The organism is Corallococcus caeni (assembly GCF_036245865.1).
In the GTDB taxonomy this organism is placed as follows: domain Bacteria; phylum Myxococcota; class Myxococcia; order Myxococcales; family Myxococcaceae; genus Corallococcus; species Corallococcus caeni.
In genome coordinates, this window is record NZ_BTTW01000007.1 from 309,766 (window position 1) to 326,348 (window position 16,583).

Annotated in this window: 15 protein-coding genes; 7 read left to right on the forward strand and 8 right to left on the reverse strand. The window is 71.0% G+C overall.

Annotated features, from left to right (window positions below; translation table 11 throughout):
• Positions 1-106 precede the first annotated feature (106 nt).
• Positions 107-3,091, forward strand: coding sequence for a carboxypeptidase regulatory-like domain-containing protein (locus AABA78_RS28305; protein WP_338267662.1), 2,985 nt, complete (start codon positions 107-109; stop codon positions 3,089-3,091).
• A gap of 40 nt (positions 3,092-3,131) precedes the next feature.
• Positions 3,132-4,349 (forward strand): bifunctional phosphopantothenoylcysteine decarboxylase/phosphopantothenate--cysteine ligase CoaBC, encoded by a 1,218-nt coding sequence (coaBC, locus tag AABA78_RS28310; protein WP_338267664.1) that lies wholly within the window; start codon positions 3,132-3,134, stop codon positions 4,347-4,349.
• An 83-nt stretch (positions 4,350-4,432) separates the two neighbouring features.
• On the opposite strand, the gene AABA78_RS28315 is transcribed toward coaBC, so the two are convergent.
• Complete coding sequence (locus AABA78_RS28315) at positions 4,433-5,491, reverse strand: SDR family oxidoreductase (RefSeq protein ID WP_338267667.1); 1,059 nt, start codon at positions 5,489-5,491, stop codon at positions 4,433-4,435.
• Positions 5,492-5,606: 115 nt separating this feature from the next.
• On the opposite strand from AABA78_RS28315, the gene AABA78_RS28320 reads away from it, so the two are divergent.
• Entirely contained in the window at positions 5,607-6,524 is a 918-nt protein-coding gene (locus AABA78_RS28320; RefSeq protein WP_338267670.1) for a LysR family transcriptional regulator, read from the forward strand.
• A 39-nt stretch (positions 6,525-6,563) separates the two neighbouring features.
• Here the strand turns inward: AABA78_RS28320 and AABA78_RS28325 are convergent, their stop codons facing one another.
• From AABA78_RS28325 to AABA78_RS28340, 4 genes are all read right to left on the reverse strand, one after another.
• Positions 6,564-7,037, reverse strand: a complete 474-nt coding sequence (locus tag AABA78_RS28325) for an SMI1/KNR4 family protein (protein WP_338267672.1) — start codon at positions 7,035-7,037, stop codon at positions 6,564-6,566.
• A gap of 11 nt (positions 7,038-7,048) precedes the next feature.
• Positions 7,049-7,690, reverse strand: coding sequence for a hypothetical protein (locus AABA78_RS28330; protein ID WP_338267673.1), 642 nt, complete (start codon positions 7,688-7,690; stop codon positions 7,049-7,051).
• Positions 7,691-7,737: 47 nt separating this feature from the next.
• Positions 7,738-8,643: a hypothetical protein gene (locus AABA78_RS28335; RefSeq protein ID WP_338267676.1), complete on the reverse strand. Its 906-nt coding sequence runs from the start codon at positions 8,641-8,643 to the stop codon at positions 7,738-7,740.
• 84 nt (positions 8,644-8,727) lie between these two features.
• Positions 8,728-9,135, reverse strand: coding sequence for a hypothetical protein (locus AABA78_RS28340; protein WP_171421107.1), 408 nt, complete (start codon positions 9,133-9,135; stop codon positions 8,728-8,730).
• A 146-nt stretch (positions 9,136-9,281) separates the two neighbouring features.
• On the opposite strand from AABA78_RS28340, the gene AABA78_RS28345 reads away from it, so the two are divergent.
• Complete coding sequence (locus tag AABA78_RS28345) at positions 9,282-10,100, forward strand: helix-turn-helix domain-containing protein (RefSeq protein WP_338267679.1); 819 nt, start codon at positions 9,282-9,284, stop codon at positions 10,098-10,100.
• Between the two features lie 4 nt (positions 10,101-10,104).
• Here the strand turns inward: AABA78_RS28345 and AABA78_RS28350 are convergent, their stop codons facing one another.
• Positions 10,105-10,668, reverse strand: a complete 564-nt coding sequence (locus AABA78_RS28350) for an NADPH-dependent FMN reductase (RefSeq protein ID WP_338267682.1) — start codon at positions 10,666-10,668, stop codon at positions 10,105-10,107.
• Positions 10,669-10,891: 223 nt separating this feature from the next.
• Between AABA78_RS28350 and AABA78_RS28355 the strand changes: the two genes are divergently transcribed.
• The 3 genes from AABA78_RS28355 to kdd are packed head-to-tail and all read left to right on the forward strand — an operon-like array spanning position 10,892 to position 13,988.
• Positions 10,892-11,905, forward strand: coding sequence for a uracil-DNA glycosylase (locus AABA78_RS28355; protein ID WP_338267684.1), 1,014 nt, complete (start codon positions 10,892-10,894; stop codon positions 11,903-11,905).
• Between the two features lie 37 nt (positions 11,906-11,942).
• A complete protein-coding gene (locus AABA78_RS28360; RefSeq protein ID WP_171416123.1) occupies positions 11,943-12,950 on the forward strand; it encodes an alpha/beta hydrolase in 1,008 nt (335 codons plus the stop codon).
• A gap of 12 nt (positions 12,951-12,962) precedes the next feature.
• Entirely contained in the window at positions 12,963-13,988 is a 1,026-nt protein-coding gene (kdd, locus tag AABA78_RS28365) for an L-erythro-3,5-diaminohexanoate dehydrogenase (RefSeq protein ID WP_338267687.1), read from the forward strand.
• On the opposite strand, the gene AABA78_RS28370 is transcribed toward kdd, so the two are convergent.
• Complete coding sequence (locus AABA78_RS28370) at positions 13,985-15,763, reverse strand: glycosyl hydrolase family 18 protein (protein WP_338267688.1); 1,779 nt, start codon at positions 15,761-15,763, stop codon at positions 13,985-13,987. The genes kdd and AABA78_RS28370 overlap by 4 nt on opposite strands.
• Positions 15,764-15,900: 137 nt before the next feature.
• The gene (locus tag AABA78_RS28375) at positions 15,901-16,539 is read right to left on the reverse strand and encodes an ankyrin repeat domain-containing protein (RefSeq protein ID WP_338267691.1); all 639 of its coding nucleotides are present in this window, start codon (positions 16,537-16,539) and stop codon (positions 15,901-15,903) included.
• Positions 16,540-16,583 lie beyond the last annotated feature (44 nt).

Sequence of the window (16,583 nt, forward strand, 5' to 3'; positions counted from 1 at the left end):
GAACCCCACCGGCCCCCGGGACGTCCTCAAGAGGACGCTCTGGAATTTCCCGGGGGAAACCGTCGTTGGGGGGCCGGCCGGCGAGTAAGGTCCCGGCCGCGTACACATGCGCAAATGGGTCTTCATCGCGGTGGCCGCCGTCCTGGCGATCGCCGCCCTCGTGCTGGGCCCCCGGTGGGGCGCTCCGGTCGCGCGTCCCGTGTCGCCCGTCTCCGCCAGCTCCATCCGCCAGGGGATGCCCGCCTTCAACGCGGTGGGGGTGTCGTCCGGCGCGCAGGAGGGGCTGACGCTCACCGGGCGCGTGCTGGACGGCAACGGCCGGCCGGTGGCGGACGCGGAGGTGTCGCTCGCGGCGTCGGCGGAGCGGACGCTGGCGGACGTGCGGTGCGACGAGTGCGGCCTGGCGCTGCTGGCCTGCACCGCGCATGAGACGGCGCTGCACACGCGGGCCTTCTTCGAACAGCATCAGGGCTTCCTCACGGCGCGCGCCACGGTGCGCACGGACGCGGAGGGCAAGTTCCGCTTCGAGCACCTGGCGGGCGTGTCCTTCACCGTCTGGGCGCGCTCGGCGGGGCTGGGCGTGGCGCTCCGGGACCGGGCCGCGCCGGGAGAGGCGGTGGAGCTGTACCTGCCGCCCCTGCGGAGCATCACCGGCACGGTGGTGGATGACTCCGGACAGGCGAGGCCCGGGGCGCGCGTGCGCGCGGTGTCGCGCAAGGTGCCGCTGCCCTTCGAGGCCGTGGCGGGCGCGGGCGGGGCCTTCACGCTGTCGGGCCTGGGCGAGGGGCCCTTCTACGTGCTCGCGGACGCGGAGGGCTTCCAGCCCGCGGTGGCGCAGCAGGTGGAGGCGGACTCGCAGCCCCTGCGCCTGAAGCTGACGCCGTCGCGCACGCTGGAGGTGCGCGTGACGCGCGACGGGGCGCCCGCGGCGGCGACGGTGCGCCTCAGGGGCGACCACCTGACGCGCGAGGAGCACACGGAGGCGCAGGGCGGGCCGGTGCGCTTCAACGGCCTGTACCCGGATGAGGTGGTGGTGACGGCGGAGGCGCCGGGCTTCGGCTCCACGCCCCAGACGCTCACGCTGTCGCAGCGGGTGACGCAGGTGACGCTGGTGCTGGAGGCGGCGGGCCGGCTGCTCGTCACGGTGGTGGACGAGGACGGCCAGCCGGTGCCCAACCCGCAGCTGCTCCTGCGCACGGTGGCGGGCGACCTCATCCGCCGCGACGCGGTGCCCACCGGGGCGCTGGCGGAGCTGGGGCCGCTGGCGCCGGGCGAGTACGTGCTGGAGGGGCAGGCGGAGGGCTTCACCGCGGCGCAGCTGCCCGCGCGCGTGGCGCAGGGCGAGACGCCGCTGGAGCTGGAGCTGGAGCTGGCGAAGGCCACGGTCATCCGCGGGCAGGTCATCGACGAGTACGGCCGGCCCGCGGCGGGCGTGTCCGTCCTGGTGCAGCCCACCGGCGAGGTGGTGAACGCGGGCGAGGACGGCCGCTTCACGGCGCAGGTGCCCATGCCCGGGCTCTACACGCTGCACGCGCACCACTCCGAGTGGGGCGGCGGCAGCGTGCAGGCGACGGCGCCCGCGACGGACGTGACGCTGTCGCTGGAGGCGAAGGCGGGCGCGGACGTGACGGTGTCCAGCGGCGGCCGGCGGGTGGAGGGCGCGGACGTGGTGATGTGGGCGGATCCGGAGAACATCTTCCGCAGCGACCGGCCCTCCGGGCCGGACGGCGTGGTGCCCATGCGCGGGTTGCCGCCGGGCACGTACCAGCTGATGGCGTCGCATCCGGAGTACCTGCAGTCCGGGCCCAAGCCGGTGACGGTGCAGGACGGGACGAAGCAGCAGGTGACGGTGGAGCTGGAGCCCGGCGCGCAGCTCGCGGGCGACGTGGTGGACGAGGACGGCCAGCCGGTGGTGGGCGCGGCGATGAGCGTGTCGCCGCGCGTGACGGAGCCGACGCAGTCGGACTCCAGCGGCCACTTCGAGTTCCGCGCGCTGCGGCCGGACCGCTCCTACGCGGTGGAGGCGCGCCACGCGAGCTACGAGGTGATGGAACGCCCGATGGGCAAGCCGGGCGGGCCACCGGTGCGGGTGAAGATGCGCAAGCGCTCCACGTTCCGGGGCCGCGTGGTGGACGACTCCGGCCAGCCGGTGCGCCGCTTCCGCGTGGACGAGCACGACGTGAACAGCCCGGATGGACGCTTCGAATTGCCGCTGTCCACGGCGGGCGACCGGCTCATCGTCGCAGTGGACGCGACGGGGTACGAGCCCCAGGTGGTGGACCGCCCGTCGGCGCCGCCGGACATGGGGGACATCGTGCTGGTGAAGGCGCCGTCGGTGTCCGGCCGCGTGCGGGACGCGTCCGGTGGCCCGGTGCCGGACGCGGTGGTGACGTGCGACGTGTGCGACGGGTCGGTGCTGTCAGGGCCGGACGGCACCTTCTCGCTGGCGAGTCCTCCCTTCGTGCCGCGCTTCACGGTGTCCGCGCGCAAGGGCAAGGTGAGCGGCACGCAGGAGGTGCCGCGCGGGAGCACGGCGCAGGTGGAGCTGACCCTCAAGCCCGCGACGCACCTGACGGGCCGGGTGTACCTGTCGAACGGCCAGCCCGCGGCGGGCGCGCAGGTGGAGGGGCTCAACGCGGACCGCAGCGAGACGGTGTCCCTCATCACCGGCGCGGATGGCCGCTACAGCGCGGACCTGTCGCCGGGCAGCTACCGCTTCGTGGTGGGGCCTCGCGGCGGCATGGGCGAGCCGGCGGTGGTGGTGCAGGTGGCGGGCGCGGACATGACGTTGGACCTGGGGCCGGTGCCGGGGACGGGTTCGGTGACGGTGCTGCTCCAGCCGGAGCGGGGCAAGGCGCTGTGGGTGGTGCCGGGGGAGGTGGGCGCGGTGGGCAATCCGCCCACGGAGCTGTTGCGCTCGCGCTACGCGCAGCTCGTGTACCAGCCCATGACGGAGCGGGTGGTGGTGCAGGGCCTGCGGCCGGGCCGCTACACGCTGGTGTGGGGCTACTTCCACGCGGAGATGCCGGGGACGGGCCCGGTGGTGCGCGCGGTGGACGTTCCCTCCCAGGGTGAGGTGTCCCTGCGGTAGTCGTGTTGCGACCGGACGTGCTGGCGCGTAATGAAGCCGCATGGACGCATCGGCATTGAAGGGTCGCCGCATCATCGTCGGCGTGGGTGGCGGCATCGCGGCGTACAAGGCCTGCGAGCTGGTGCGTGAGCTGGGCCGCGCGGGCGCGGAGGTGCGGGTGGCCATGACGGAGGCCGCGCGCCAGTTCGTCACCCCGCTGACCTTCCAGGCGCTCGTGGGGCACCCGCCGCTCACGGACTACTTCGACCCGGCGCAGGAGGGGAACTTCGGCCATCTGGACCTGGCCCGCTGGGGCGAGGCCTACGTGGTGGCCCCGGCGACGGCGGACCTCATCGCGAAGATCCGCGCGGGCTTCGGCGGTGACGCGGTGACGACGTCGCTGCTCGCCTTCAAGGGGCCGGTGGTGCTGGCGCCTGCGATGAACGTGGCCATGTGGGAGAACGCCCGGACGCAGGAGAACGTGGCGTCGCTGCTGGCGGAGGCGCGCTTCAGCACGGTGGGGCCGGGCGCGGGGATGCTGGCGTGCGGCGACGTGGGCTCGGGCCGGCTGGCGGACGTGGGCGCCATCGTGTCCGCGGTGGCGGCGAGGCTGGGCGGAGGTCCGCTCACGGGCAAGACGGTGCTGGTCACGGCGGGCCCCACGCGCGAGTACCTGGACCCGGTGCGGTTCATCTCCAATCCGTCCACGGGGAAGATGGGCCTGGCGCTGGCGCACGAGGCGCGAGCGCTGGGAGCGAAGGTGACGGTGGTGCTGGGCCCGGTGGGTGCGGTGGACCGCACGGGCCTGGAGGTGGTGGACGTGGTGAGCGCGGAGGACATGGCGCGCGAGGTGCTGTCGCGCGTGGAGTCCGCGGACGCGTTCATCGCCACGGCGGCCGTGAGCGACTGGCGGCCGGAGACGCGAGCGCCGCAGAAGGTGAAGAAGGGCGAGGGCCCGGAGAACCTCAAGCTGGTGCGCACGCCGGACGTGTTGCTGGAGGCGTCGCGCAAGGTGGCGGGGAGGGCGAAGCGTCCGGTGCTGGTGGGCTTCGCGGCGGAGACGGAGCGGGTGGTGGAGCACGCGCGCGAGAAGCTGGAGCGCAAGGGGCTGGACGCCATCGTCGCCAACGACGTCACCGCCGAGGGCGCGGGGTTCGGCACGGACACGAACCGCGTGACGGTGATTTCGCGCACGGGTCCGGACCGGGTGCTGGAGGGCAGCAAGCGCGCAGTGGCGGGCGAGATCTTGTCCCTGCTGCTCGTGTCACCGCGCGGCTGAGCGCTTCGGCGTCATCAGCCGCCACACCCGGACGAATGCGGACCCGGGTGCGCGTTACTTCCGCTCGCTCGTCGTCGACGCGCTCAGGGAATGATCTTGCGGCGGCGGTAGTCCGCGAAGACCTCGCGGAAACTCGCTTCCGTCTCGATGTGCCCCTGGAACCCGTGCCGGCGCGCCTTGGACGGATCCGCGAGGAAGTCGAAGTTCGTGGAGAACACCGCGTGGGCATGACGCCAGGGATTGATGTCCTGGTACGGAGTGGGAGCGAGCCCGTGTTTCGCGACCATCGCGTCCCAGAGCGGCGCCTTGTCCGCCATCACGTCGACCAGTGACATGGGCAGGGGAGGGGCGACCTCCAGATCGAACATGCGAGCGATCCTCGGCCACAGGTCGCTCCAGCGGAACTGGTCGCCGTTGTTGATATTGAAGGCCTGGTTGGCGGCCTTCGGGCTCGTCGCCGCCCACAGCATGGCGTGCGCCAGGAGCCTTGCGTCCGTGACGTCCATGAGGATGTCGTAAGCGGACGGCGGTCCGGGGAAGCGCAGCGGGATGCCCAGCTCCTTCGACATGGACGCGTACACCGAGATGGCGAGCCCCAGGTTCATCGGCGTGCCCATCGCGTAGCCGACCACGATGGAGGGGCGGAGCGCGGACCACGTCCACGCCTTGCCCTGCTGGCGCCGCTCCAGGAAGTCCTGCTGCTCCACGTTGAACTCGGGAGGCATGTGCGGCGCGTCCGTCTCCCGGGCGGGCGTCTTGAACGGGCCCAGGTGCGCGCCGTAGACCTTGTAGCCCTGCATCAGGTTGATGTGCTGGAGGTTCCTGGCGACAGGTTCCACCGCATCCACCACGTTGACGAGCATGGCCACGTTGGGCGCCACCAGCTCCGCGGCAGTCGGCCGGTCCTGGAAGGCGGCGTAGAAGATGTGCGTCACCTGCGTCAGTTCGCCCAGCTTCTTGCGGCTGTCGTTCGCGTCGAGCAGGTCCACCGGGATGTAGCGAACGCCCTCCCGGGACGCGCCTCCGCGACGCGACAGCCCGATGATCTCCCAACCTCCGAGCGCCTCCAGGTGCTCGATGAGGTTGAGGCCGGCGATTCCTTGGGCCCCGACAACCAGGGCCACGTTCTTGGGGGAAGACATGGGGTTCTCCATGCGGCCCGACGTGGATCCGTTCCGGGGCCGCACGGGTCTAGTATTCGTGGGCCTTGTCCCCGGGTAGAGCGGTCCCAGGCACAAGGCTTGTGAGTTCAATTCAATGGCGCGTCTGGAAATCAATCGCTCCGGGGAGATGGAGGTCTTCGTCCGGGTCGTGGAGCAGGAGGGCTTCTCCGCGGCGGCGCGCACGTTGCGGATGACGCCGTCGGCGGTCAGCAAGCTCGTCGCGCGGTTGGAAGCCCGCCTGGGAGCGCGGCTGGTGCACCGCAACACCCGTGGCTTCCAGCTCACCTCCGAGGGCTGCGTCTTCTACGAGCGCAGCGTGCAGGTGCTCGCGGAGCTGGAGGCCGCCGAGCGGGGAGTCACGTCGCATGACGCCCCCTCGGGCCGGGTGCGCGTGAACACCAACGTGCCGTATGGGACGCACGTCCTTCTGCCGCACGTGCCCGCGTTCCAGGCCCGCTACCCGGGTATCCGGCTGGACATCGGGCTCACGGATCAGGTGGTGGACCTGCTGGAGGACCGCGCGGACGTGGCCATCCGTGCGGGCCCGCTCAAGTCGTCCAATCTCATCGCGCGGAAGCTGGGAGAGACCCGCTTCCACGTCGTCGGCTCACCGGCGTACCTGAAGCTCGAGGGAACGCCCAGGACGGTCGCGAACCTGGAGAAGCACAACCGCCTGGGCTTCAGCTACACGCGCTTCGCGCAGCACTGGTCCTTCGTGGAGCGCGGTGCCCCGCTCTCCATCCCGTGCGTCGGTAACGTGCAGGTCAGTGACGGAGAGGCGGTGCGGCATCTGGCCCTCGCGGGAGCAGGACTCGCTCGGCTCCCCGTGTTCATGGTCCGCGAGGACCTTCGGGCAGGACGGCTGGTCGTGGTGATGGAGGACCGCAACCCCGGGGACACCGAAGCCTTCCATGCGGTGTTCCTCGATCCCGCGAGGCAGCTCCCGGCACGCATCCGCGCGTTCCTCGACTACTTCGGCGAAGTGGGGCTGGGTGAGCAGACTCCACCTTGATGCGAGCGAATTTCGATAGGTGCCAATCAGCCCCTGCCCTCAACCATCGAGCCAGTAGTAGTCGTCCCCGCTGGCCAGCGCCTTCTCCAGAAACTCGCTAAAGGACGATGCGATGATGCGGCTGTGGACCGGGTCCGGGAACGTCCCGTGGTACCCATCTCGTAGCGGATAGCATCCGTCCTTCTTCTGCGACACGTCGACCAGAACGAAGTCCGTGTCCTGGAGGTCCACGAGCGTGTACCAGGTCGCGGGACCATTCGCGTCCTCGTCCCGCCCCTGGATGGCCACGCGTCCGCGGCGAACCTGGGCGAGTGGGAGGATCCAGAAGTTGGTGTCCGGCCAGGGCATGAAGAGGGCTGCGCCATCGCAGTGCAGGTAGAAGGCGCGGAGATCCTCGTCGAGCCTCCATCCCACGCGAGCCTCGAAGGCCGCGAGAGCCTCGGCAGTGGCGGGAGGATTCGGGAAATGGCGCTGGTCGACTTCCGCGAGCAGGCGCTGCATGGGCGTGGACATGGGCACCAACCTCAATCCGCGTACGGGCGCTCAGGACCCGGCGTGAGCCACTTCCCGCCGGGAGCGTAGCAGGCCGGGTACTCGGTGTTGATGGTGGTGTGCACGTCATCGGGGACGGGCAGGACATTGCCGGGCGCCGTCGGGTCCCCTCCATGGAGGAAATCCCGCAGGTGGTGGCCGGGCCACGCACGTCCCGCCGTGTTCGGCCAGGTGCCAAGCTCCTTCGCCCACTCCTCACGGAAGCGGATGCGTGAGCGCGACCACACTTTCCGAAGACTCTCCGGGTCGGCAACCGTCGGGTAGTCGCAGCAACAATGCGTGATGGCCATCCGCCCACCGGCCTCCGCGGGCATGAGCAGGAAGCGCCCTTGCCAGTCCCCCTTGATGTCGGCCAGCCCCATGCAGCCCATGAGTTGGTAGCCCTGTGCCGCGCACTTCGACTCGCAGCGGGACAGGAACGCGGCGCTGCACTGCCATGGCCCGTAGTAGATGGTTGTCCGGAGTTGGCCGCCCTCTGGCGTGGCGAAGATCGGGCTGACCCACTTCGCGCGCGCAGGACTGCCGCCACCGCCGACGGTGGCCGAGCCGCATCCGAATAACGTAGTGACGACGACCGCAAGAGCAGCACGCCTGATTGTCTGGGGCGCTTTCACGGTATGCGGTGATAGCGCGGCCTACGCATGTCCGCCAACAGCTCGGGCTAACGCAAGCCCACGGCCGCGACCTGTCCCGGCGCACCTTCCACGCCGTGCAGGAACGTGTGCTGCTCCACGTGCACGGCCTCATGGAAGTCAGGCTCTCCGGTGCCGTCATTCCAGTCCACGCGGTCCATGCGGATGACGCGCGAGGAGTACGGCAACAGCGTCGCCGGATCCGTCACCAACTCCAGCTCCACGTGCGCGTACCGTCCCTGCGTCTCATCCGTCTGTCCCACGGGCTCCCGAACGATCTTCAGCCTCGCGCACCGGGGCTCTGGAACCGCGTCGGAGCAGGCCACTCCGACGTCCAGCCGGACGCGCTCCTCGGCGGGGACCTCCTCGGTCTTCTTGCGGCCCGTGCCTACGGACATCGTCGTCGCCACGACCTCCGTCCGCCCTGGCTTGAAGCGCGCCCCGTGCCAGCTGCCCACCCACTCGTTCCACCGGTTGCGGGCCTCCCGCTCCAGGCCGTTCGTGAGCGCCTTCGCCATCTGCGCCTTCTTCCGCGGGCTGACCGGCAGCGCGTCCAGCAGGTCCTGGCCGGGGCCGTCCTCCAGCGGATCAATCCCCTGGAAGTCCCCCTGCGCGTCGATGATGGACGTGGCCAGCGGCTCCACGAAGGCAGGGAAGGGGGCTTCGATGATCTCCACGTCCTGGATGATCAACCGCCGACGCCCCTCCTCATCCACCGGCCCGAGCCGCATCGCGTACCGGCGCTGCGCCGTCATCCGGCCGCTCCAGTCCGTCCGCACGTCCACCGTGTGCATCACCCGGATGGTCGCCTGCTCCGGCCAGCCATAGCGCAGCGTCACCAGGTCCTTCCCCTGCGCGCCTCCGACCGTGGCGCAACCGAAGACCCCGGAAGACAGCGCTGCGATGACGAGCCACGGGCGCGGGAAGAAAGTCATGTCCCGCCACGATAACAATGCCCGGCGGGCCGCGCGGCACGGCGTGAAGCCCGGGCCGCGCGAACCGGACACTCGGCGACGCGCTCAGGCCAGCGCCGCCTGTGTGCCGCGCCGCAGGCCCGCGTACTCCAGCGCCGCGAACACCGCGACCGCCAGCGCCTGCGCCGTGACGAACGCCACCCCCAGCCCCGTGGGCGCCGTCGGGCCGTGCGTCATCAGGAGCACGCTGTCCACCACCCACAGCGCGTTCACCGCGACCACGAACCACACCGGCCACGAGGGCAGGGTCTCCCTCGCCGCCAGGTAGCCGAGCAGCAGCGCGAAGGGGATGAGCCCCAGCCCCGCCGCGCGCAAGAGTCCCGGCTCCAGGCCCAGCAGCGGCCCCAGGGGCCCGGCGGCCACCGCCATCAACAGGCCCATGGCTCCACTGGCGACACCGTCCAGCAGCAGCGCGCGGCGCAACAGGCTTCCCGACACGTTCTTGACGCTCATGGCACACGTTTCCTTGCGAAGGGGTGGAAGCGGCGGCGGCCGTGAGGCCGTCCGTCGTTGATGGACAAGATGCGAGCCGGCCCGCGCGGTGTCGATTACCTCCGAGGGAATGGAAGCGCTGACGTGGGCCCCCTATCTTCCCGGCCATGACGAGCCTTCAGCAGAGCCGTCCCGTGGGAGAGCTGCTGCGCGGCTGGCGTCAGCGGCGCGGGCTGAGCCAGATGGACCTCGCGTTGCGCGCGGAGGTCTCCACCCGACACGTGAGCTTCCTGGAGACCGGCCGCTCCCAGCCCAGCCGCGAGATGCTGCTCCACCTGGCGGAGGAACTGGACGTGCCCCTGCGCGACCGCAATGGACTCCTCGTGGCGGCGGGCTTCGCCCCCGTCTTCTCCGAGCGCCCCCTGGATGACCCCGCGCTCACCGCCACGCGCGAGGCCGTGGAGCTGGTGCTCGCGGGCCATGAGCCGTACCCCGCGCTCGCGGTGGACCGGCACTGGACGCTCGTCACCGCGAACCGTGCGGTCGGCGTCCTGCTGGCGGACGTGGCGCCCCAGATGCTCCAGCCGCCCGTCAACGTCCTGCGCCTGAGCCTGCACCCGAACGGGCTCGCGCCGCGCATCGAGAACCTGCGCCAGTGGCGCGACCACGTCCTCACCCGGCTGCACCGGCAGGTGGACGCCAGCGCGGACGCCACGCTCGCGGCGCTCCTGGAGGAACTCAAGGGCTACCCGGTGCCGGAGGCCGCCCCGGACGCGAAGGCGCGCGACTTCGCGGGCGTGGTGGTGCCCCTGCGCGTGCGCACGTCGCTGGGGCGGCTGTCCCTCTTCAGCACCACCACCGTGTTCGGCACGCCCGTGGACATCACGCTCGCGGAGCTGGCCATCGAGTCGTTCTTCCCGGCGGATCCCGACACGGCGGAGGCGCTGCGGCGGGCCGCCACGGCGCGGGCCCGCCAGGACACCTGAGGCGCTACGGCTTCACGCGCACCGTGCGCAGCGCCGTGCCCCAGGAGACGACCTGATCCAGGAGCGTGTTCACCTGCTTCTCCTTGGCCGGGTCCGGCTTGAAGACGGTGTAGTGCTCGAAGTCGGTGGACAGGAACAGCTGCACCTGCGCGCGCACCGTGGCCAGCTGCAGCTCCGCGGCGACCAGGCGCAGCTGCTCCACCGCGCGCACGCCGCCCGCGCTGCCGTAGCCCACGAATCCGGCGGCCTTGTTGTTCCATTCGCCGTAGACGAAATCGAGCGCGTTCTTCAGCGCGCCGGACGTGCCGTGGTTGTACTCGGGCGTGACGAAGACGTAAGCGTCGTACCCGGCCACCGTCGCGGCCCACTTCTGGGTGTGCGGCTGGGTGTACTTGCCCGTGGACGGCGGGGACGGTTCGTCCAGCAGGGGCAGGTGGAAGTCCTGGATGTCGACGATGTCGTACGTGGCGTCGCCGCGCTTCTTCGCGATGTCGTGCACCCAGCCTGCGACTTTGTCCGCCTTGCGGCCGGGGCGCGTGCTGCCAACGACGATGGCCACCTTGATCATGTGCGAGGGGCTCCTGGAAAACGGGTAGGACGTCCGCCCGGCATCTTCCCCGCGTCCGCCCGGAGGCAGGGAGCTGTTCGCCCGGGGTGTGTCCTGATTCGACCAGAGCCCGGCGCGTCCGCCCGGAAGGTGGCGCAAGCCCCGACCCTGGGCTAAGCGTACAGGCAACTTCCCCGGCTGCTTCCTTGCACCGGGGCGGCTCCTCCGATACCGATCCCCGACCGTGAACGACGACACGCCTGATTCCGCGCAGGAGCTGGCCGACGTGCTCCAGGACGTGCGCCGCCACCTCCTCTGGCAGGAGGAGACCGCGGGCCGCTCGCTCCTCGTCGACGCGAAGGTCGCCGCCGAGCTCCAGCAGCAGCGCGCCGCCGCCTCCTCCGTGCGCTCGATGATTGCCCGGACCAAGGCCCCCGAGCCGGCCGCCGCCCCCCCGCCTCCCCGGCCCCCGCCGGAGTCGCCGACGCGCGACGCGCTGCACGCCGCGATGAAGCAGCCGCTGGGGGCTCCCCGTCCGCTGGCCGCGCCGCCTCCCGCCGCCCCTCCTCGCGCGCCCGTGGCCGCGTCGCGCCCGCTGGCCTCCGACGCCCCGGCCCCGGGGATGCTGCTGGACGTGCCCAGGTCGACGCCCCGCTACAACGGCGCGCTGCCCGGCGTCGTGGAGGGCGAGCGCCCCACGCTGGATCAGATCCGCCGCGAGCTGGGCGACTGCCGGCGCTGCAAGCTGTGCACCGGCCGCAAGAACATCGTGTTCGGCTCCGGCAACCCGCGCGCGGACCTGGTGTTCGTGGGTGAGGGCCCGGGTGAGAACGAGGACCTCCAGGGCGTGCCCTTCGTGGGCGCCGCGGGCGACCTGCTCACCAAGATGATTGGCGCCATGGGCTTCACCCGGAACGACGTCTACATCGCCAACGTCGTGAAGTGCCGCCCGCCCGGCAACCGCAACCCGGAGCCGGATGAGATCGCCGCGTGCGAGCCCTTCCTGCGCTCGCAGTTGCTCGCCATCCAGCCGAAGGTCATCGTCGCGCTGGGCAAGTTCGCGGCGCAGACGCTCCTCCGGGACACCACCCCCATCACCCGCATGCGGGGCCAGTGGCGCGAATACGAGGGCATCCAGCTCATGCCCACCTTCCACCCCGCGTACCTCCTGCGCAACAGCGCGGAGAAGCGCAAGGCGTGGGAGGACCTGCAGCAGGTGATGAAGCTGTTCGGCAAGCACCCGGGCGCCGGCGCATAGACCGCGCGGCGCACCGCGACGACCAGGAGTGGGACCGATGAAGGGCGTGCTCGAGACGCGTGAAGTGCAATCCCCCGCGCTGGAGAACAACCCGCTGGGAGATCCGGCCCGCCGCCGGCTCACCGTGTACCTGCCGCCGGGCTACGCCGCGGGCACGCAGCGCTACCCGGTCGTCTACTTCCTGCACGCCTTCGGCAACGGCGGGGGCTCGTGGACCAACGCGTCCGGCTTCTCGCCGTCCGTGCCGGACCGCCTGGACGCGCTCATCGAAGCCGGCACCATCCCGCCCGTCATCGGCGTCTTCCCGGACGCGTGGACGAAGCTGGGCGGCAGCCAGTGGGTGAACAGCGACGCCATCGGCCGCTACCGCGACTACCTCATCAAGGACGTGGTCGGCTTCGTGGACAAGACCTTCCGCACGCTGCCGAAGGCCGCGTCGCGCGCGGTGGTGGGCCACAGTTCCGGCGGCTACGGGGCGCTGGTGATGGGCCGCTACCACCCGGAGGTGTTCTCCCTGGTGGGCGCGCACGCGCCGGACTCCTACTTCGAATATTCGTACCTGCCGGACCTGCCCAAGGCGGCCACCGCGCTGATGAAGGCGGGCGGCGTGGACACGTGGGTGACGGAGCTGCGTCAGCGCGCGCGGGACACCAAGGTGCGCGGCGACGACTTCCCGGTCATCAACATCCTGGCGATGGCGGCGGCGTACTCACCCAAGAAGGGCGAGCCGCTCAACCTGGAGCTGCCCTTCGAGCAGCACAACGCGAAGCTGCGTCTGGACGTGTGGAACCGGTGGCTGGTGCACGACCCCGTGCGCTTCGTGCCCAAGTTCCTGGACTCGTTCCGCAAGCTCAAGACGGTCTACCTGGACGCCGGCACCCGCGACGAGTTCAACCTGCGCTGGGGCACGCGCATGGTGGCGGACGACCTCAAGGCCGGCGGCGTCGACGTGGTGCACGAGGAGTTCGAGGACGGGCACTCGGGCGTGTCGTACCGCTTCGAGCGATCGCTGTCGGTCCTGGTGCCGCGCCTGGCCGCGGACTGATAAGGGGGGGCCATGGATACGTACGGACTGTCACGCGTCGTCGGTGAGAAGGGCGTGCTGCCGCAGCGCGCGCGCAAGCTGGACCCCTCGCTGCCGTGCGGCGAGGCGGAGCTGCTCATCGACGTGGAGAGCCTCAACATCGACGCCGCGTCCTTCAAGCAGATCAAGGACGACGTGGGCGGAGACCCCGCGCGCATCGCGGGGCGCATCCAGGACATCGCGCGCGAGCGCGGCAAGATGCAGAACCCCGTCACCGGCTCGGGCGGAATGCTCATTGGCCGCGTGAAGGAGCTGGGCGCGAAGCACCCCGCGAACGGCGTGCTCAAGCCGGGCGACCGCATCGCCACGCTGGTGAGCCTGACGCTCACGCCGCTCGTCATCGAGGAGGTGAAGGCGGTGCACGCGGACATCGACCGCGTGGACATCCGCGGTCACGCGCTGCTCTTCGCGAGCGGCATCTACGCGAAGCTGCCCTCGGACATGCCGGACACGCTGTCGCTGGCGGCGCTGGACGTGTGCGGCGCGCCCGCGCTGGTGGCGCGCCACGTGCGCCCGGGCATGACGGTGGCGGTGCTGGGCGCGGGCAAGAGCGGCGCGCTGTGCCTGGCGCAGGCCCGTCGCAGCCTGGAGAGCCGCGGCAAGCTGCTGGCGCTGGACATCTCCCAGAAGGCGCTGGACGCGCTGTCCGCCATCGGCCTGTGCGACGAGGCCCTGAAGGTGGACGCCACCCAGGGCGTGGACGTGATGGAGGCGGTACAGAAGGCGACGGGCGGTCAGCTCTGCGACCTGGTCGTCAACTGCGCCAGCGTGGGCAACACGGAGATGGCGTCGCTGCTGTCCGTGAAGGACGGCGGCACGGTCATCTTCTTCTCCATGGCCACCAGCTTCACCACGGCGGCCCTGGGCGCGGAGGGCGTGGGCAAGGACGTCACCATGCTCGTGGGCAATGGCTACGTGCCCGGCCACGCCGCCCTCACGCTGGAGCTCTTGCGCACCGAACCGGCGCTGCGGCAGCTCTTCGAGGCCCGCTACATCTAGGGCTTGAGGAAGGCCGTGTGCACGGCCTGCATCAGCGGGTCCTGGGGGCCGCCCGCCAGGGTCTTGGGCATGTGGCCCTGGTTGATGGTCCAGATGATGCTGCCGCCCAGGCCCTTCTCCCTTGCCCAGCGGCCCTTCTCCGACACGGACGCGACGTCCTCGTAGGAGATGTAGTTGCAGGACTGCGGGCCGTACGCGGTGGGGAAGGAGAGGTAGGGCGCCTTGGCGACGTCGTCCCAGCGGTACGCCTCCGGCGAGTAGTAGAGCGACTGGATGTTGGCGTAGCTCATCGCGTTGTCGCTCTGCTCCTCCACGATGCCGTCGCGCCCGTCCAGCGGGGTGCCCGGCTCCGTGATGCCCTTCCAGCAGGTGCCGAAGAAGCCCACGCCCACGCCCAGGCGCTGCGGGGGCACGCCCGCGTCCAGGAACGCCTGCACGGAGCTGGCGACGGAGCTGGGGTGTCCGCCGCTCTCCCCGAAGAGGGCGCTGGAGTGCCAGCTCTCCCACTGCCCCCAGTGGCCGCTCATCTTGTAGGCCATCACGTTCATCTGGTCGACGCGGGCCGCCAGCTGCCGGTGGAACTCCGCGTCCACCTTGCCCAGCGCGAAGTTGGAGTTCACCCAGCCCACGGGCACGGTGATGACGATGTTCTCGTCCGCGGCGCGCAGGTCGTCCAGCAGCGCCAGCAGCGGCGCACTGTCCTGCGGCAGGAGGATGGGCTCCCAGTCCACGTCCACGCCGTCGAACTGCAGCTCGCGCATCGTGGTGATGATGTTGCGCACGAAGTTGCGGCGCTTCTCCAGCGTCTCCGTCGCGCCCTTGAAGCCGTCGTACTCGCCCATGCCGCCCAGCATCAGCAGCGCCTTCTTGCCGGCCGCGTGCGCCCGGTGCGCCAGCGCCCGGGCCATCTTCGGCCCCTCCACGGCGTCCACGTCGAAGTCGGTGTAGAGCGTGCCGTCGATGCGCGGGCGGATGCGGCCCACCACCACGTGCGTGAGCAGCGACATGTCCACGGAGTCCACCGGGTACAGGTCGCGCTGGTAGCCCACCCAGTAACCCATCACCCAGCTCGTGGGCGCGCCGCCCGGACGCGGCGTCACCTGGGCCGTCTGGCGCGAGCACGGGCCTTCGCCCATCTCGTTGGCCGCGCAGACGGTGAACGTGTACGCGGTGCCGTTGTCCAGGTTCTCGATGAGCGTGCCCGACGCGGGCGCGTCCACCCGCTTCACCCGGCCGCCCGGCTCCGCCATGACCTTGAAGTACGACAGCGGCCGGCCGCCGTAGCTCGAGGGCGCCAGCCAGCTCACGTACGCCTGGCCGTTGCCCGCGGTGGGCACCACCGAGCGCGGCTGTCCCGGCGCCGTCGGCTTCGGGATGCTCATGCCCGCCTGCGGCGTCACCAGGTCCGTCTCCACGGAGGCCTGGCCCTCGCCCATCGCGTTCACCGCGGAGACCTTGAAGACGTAGGTGAAGCCGTTGTTCAGCCCCAGCACCGTGGCCTGCGTGTCGGGCACCTTCACCAGCGCGCCGCCGCACTCGGGCACGCAGCGCACGACGTAGTAGAGCAGGGGGCTGCCGCCATCCGCGGGCGGCACGGTCCACGTCACCAGCGCGGAGGCGTCTCCGGCCTGCGCGACGACCTGCTTCGGCGCCTCTGGAGGCGTGAGCGGCGGGGGCTTCGCGTCCGGCCCGCCGCCGAAGTCGCAACCGCTCAACATCACCGCGAGGGCCAATCCCACCCACCCACGCACTGGTATTGCCCGATGGCTGTTCATCCCTGCACTCCTGGAAGGACGCGGGATGTTATGCGGCCAACCCCCCACTCTGAGTCAAGGGTAGTTGGAAAAGTGCGGCAATTTTGTATGAGTTGGAATTCGTGTATTAAACCGACTAATCCCATTTCGTCAGAGAATCACAAAACCTCAGCGGTTGGGAAATCGCCCCCCTGAGAACGGCTGGTGTGGGGGGCGGCGGGCGCCACGGGGGCCTCCGGCGTCTGGGTCCGGGCCCAGTCATTGGCGGAGCGGCCGCTGGCGTCGCGCAGGGCAGGGGAGGCGCCCTGGTGGCGCAGCTGGTCGGCGACCTCCGTGCGGCCGAAGAGGACGGCGAACATCAGCGCCGTCTGGCCCAGGCGGTTGGTCTGGTCCACGGCGCAGGGCTGGGCGCTCAAGAGCTTCACCACGTCCGCGTAGCCCTTGAAGGCGGCGCCCATGAGCGCGGTGTTGCCCCGGCTGTCGCCCGCGCACGCGTCCGCCCCGGCGTCGAGCAGCGCCTGCACCGTCCGCGTGTGGCCGTAATAGGCGGCCAGGATGAGCGGGGAGAAGCCCCGCGCGTCGCGAGCCTCCACGGGCGTGCCGGCCTTGACCAGCCCCTCGACGATGTCCGTCTCGCCCTCGCGCGCGGCGGCGAGCAGGTAGCGCTCCGCATCACTGGTGGCGAGCAGCCGTCCGGTAGGCGTCGCCGGGGCGCGCAGGGACATCCACGCGGCGGTCAGCACCGTGCACACCAGCATCACCAGACCCAGCGAACCGAGCAGCAGCTTGCGAACCATGAGGGCGTCTCCAGGGGCCCCGCGTCCGTGCGGGGACGCGGGGC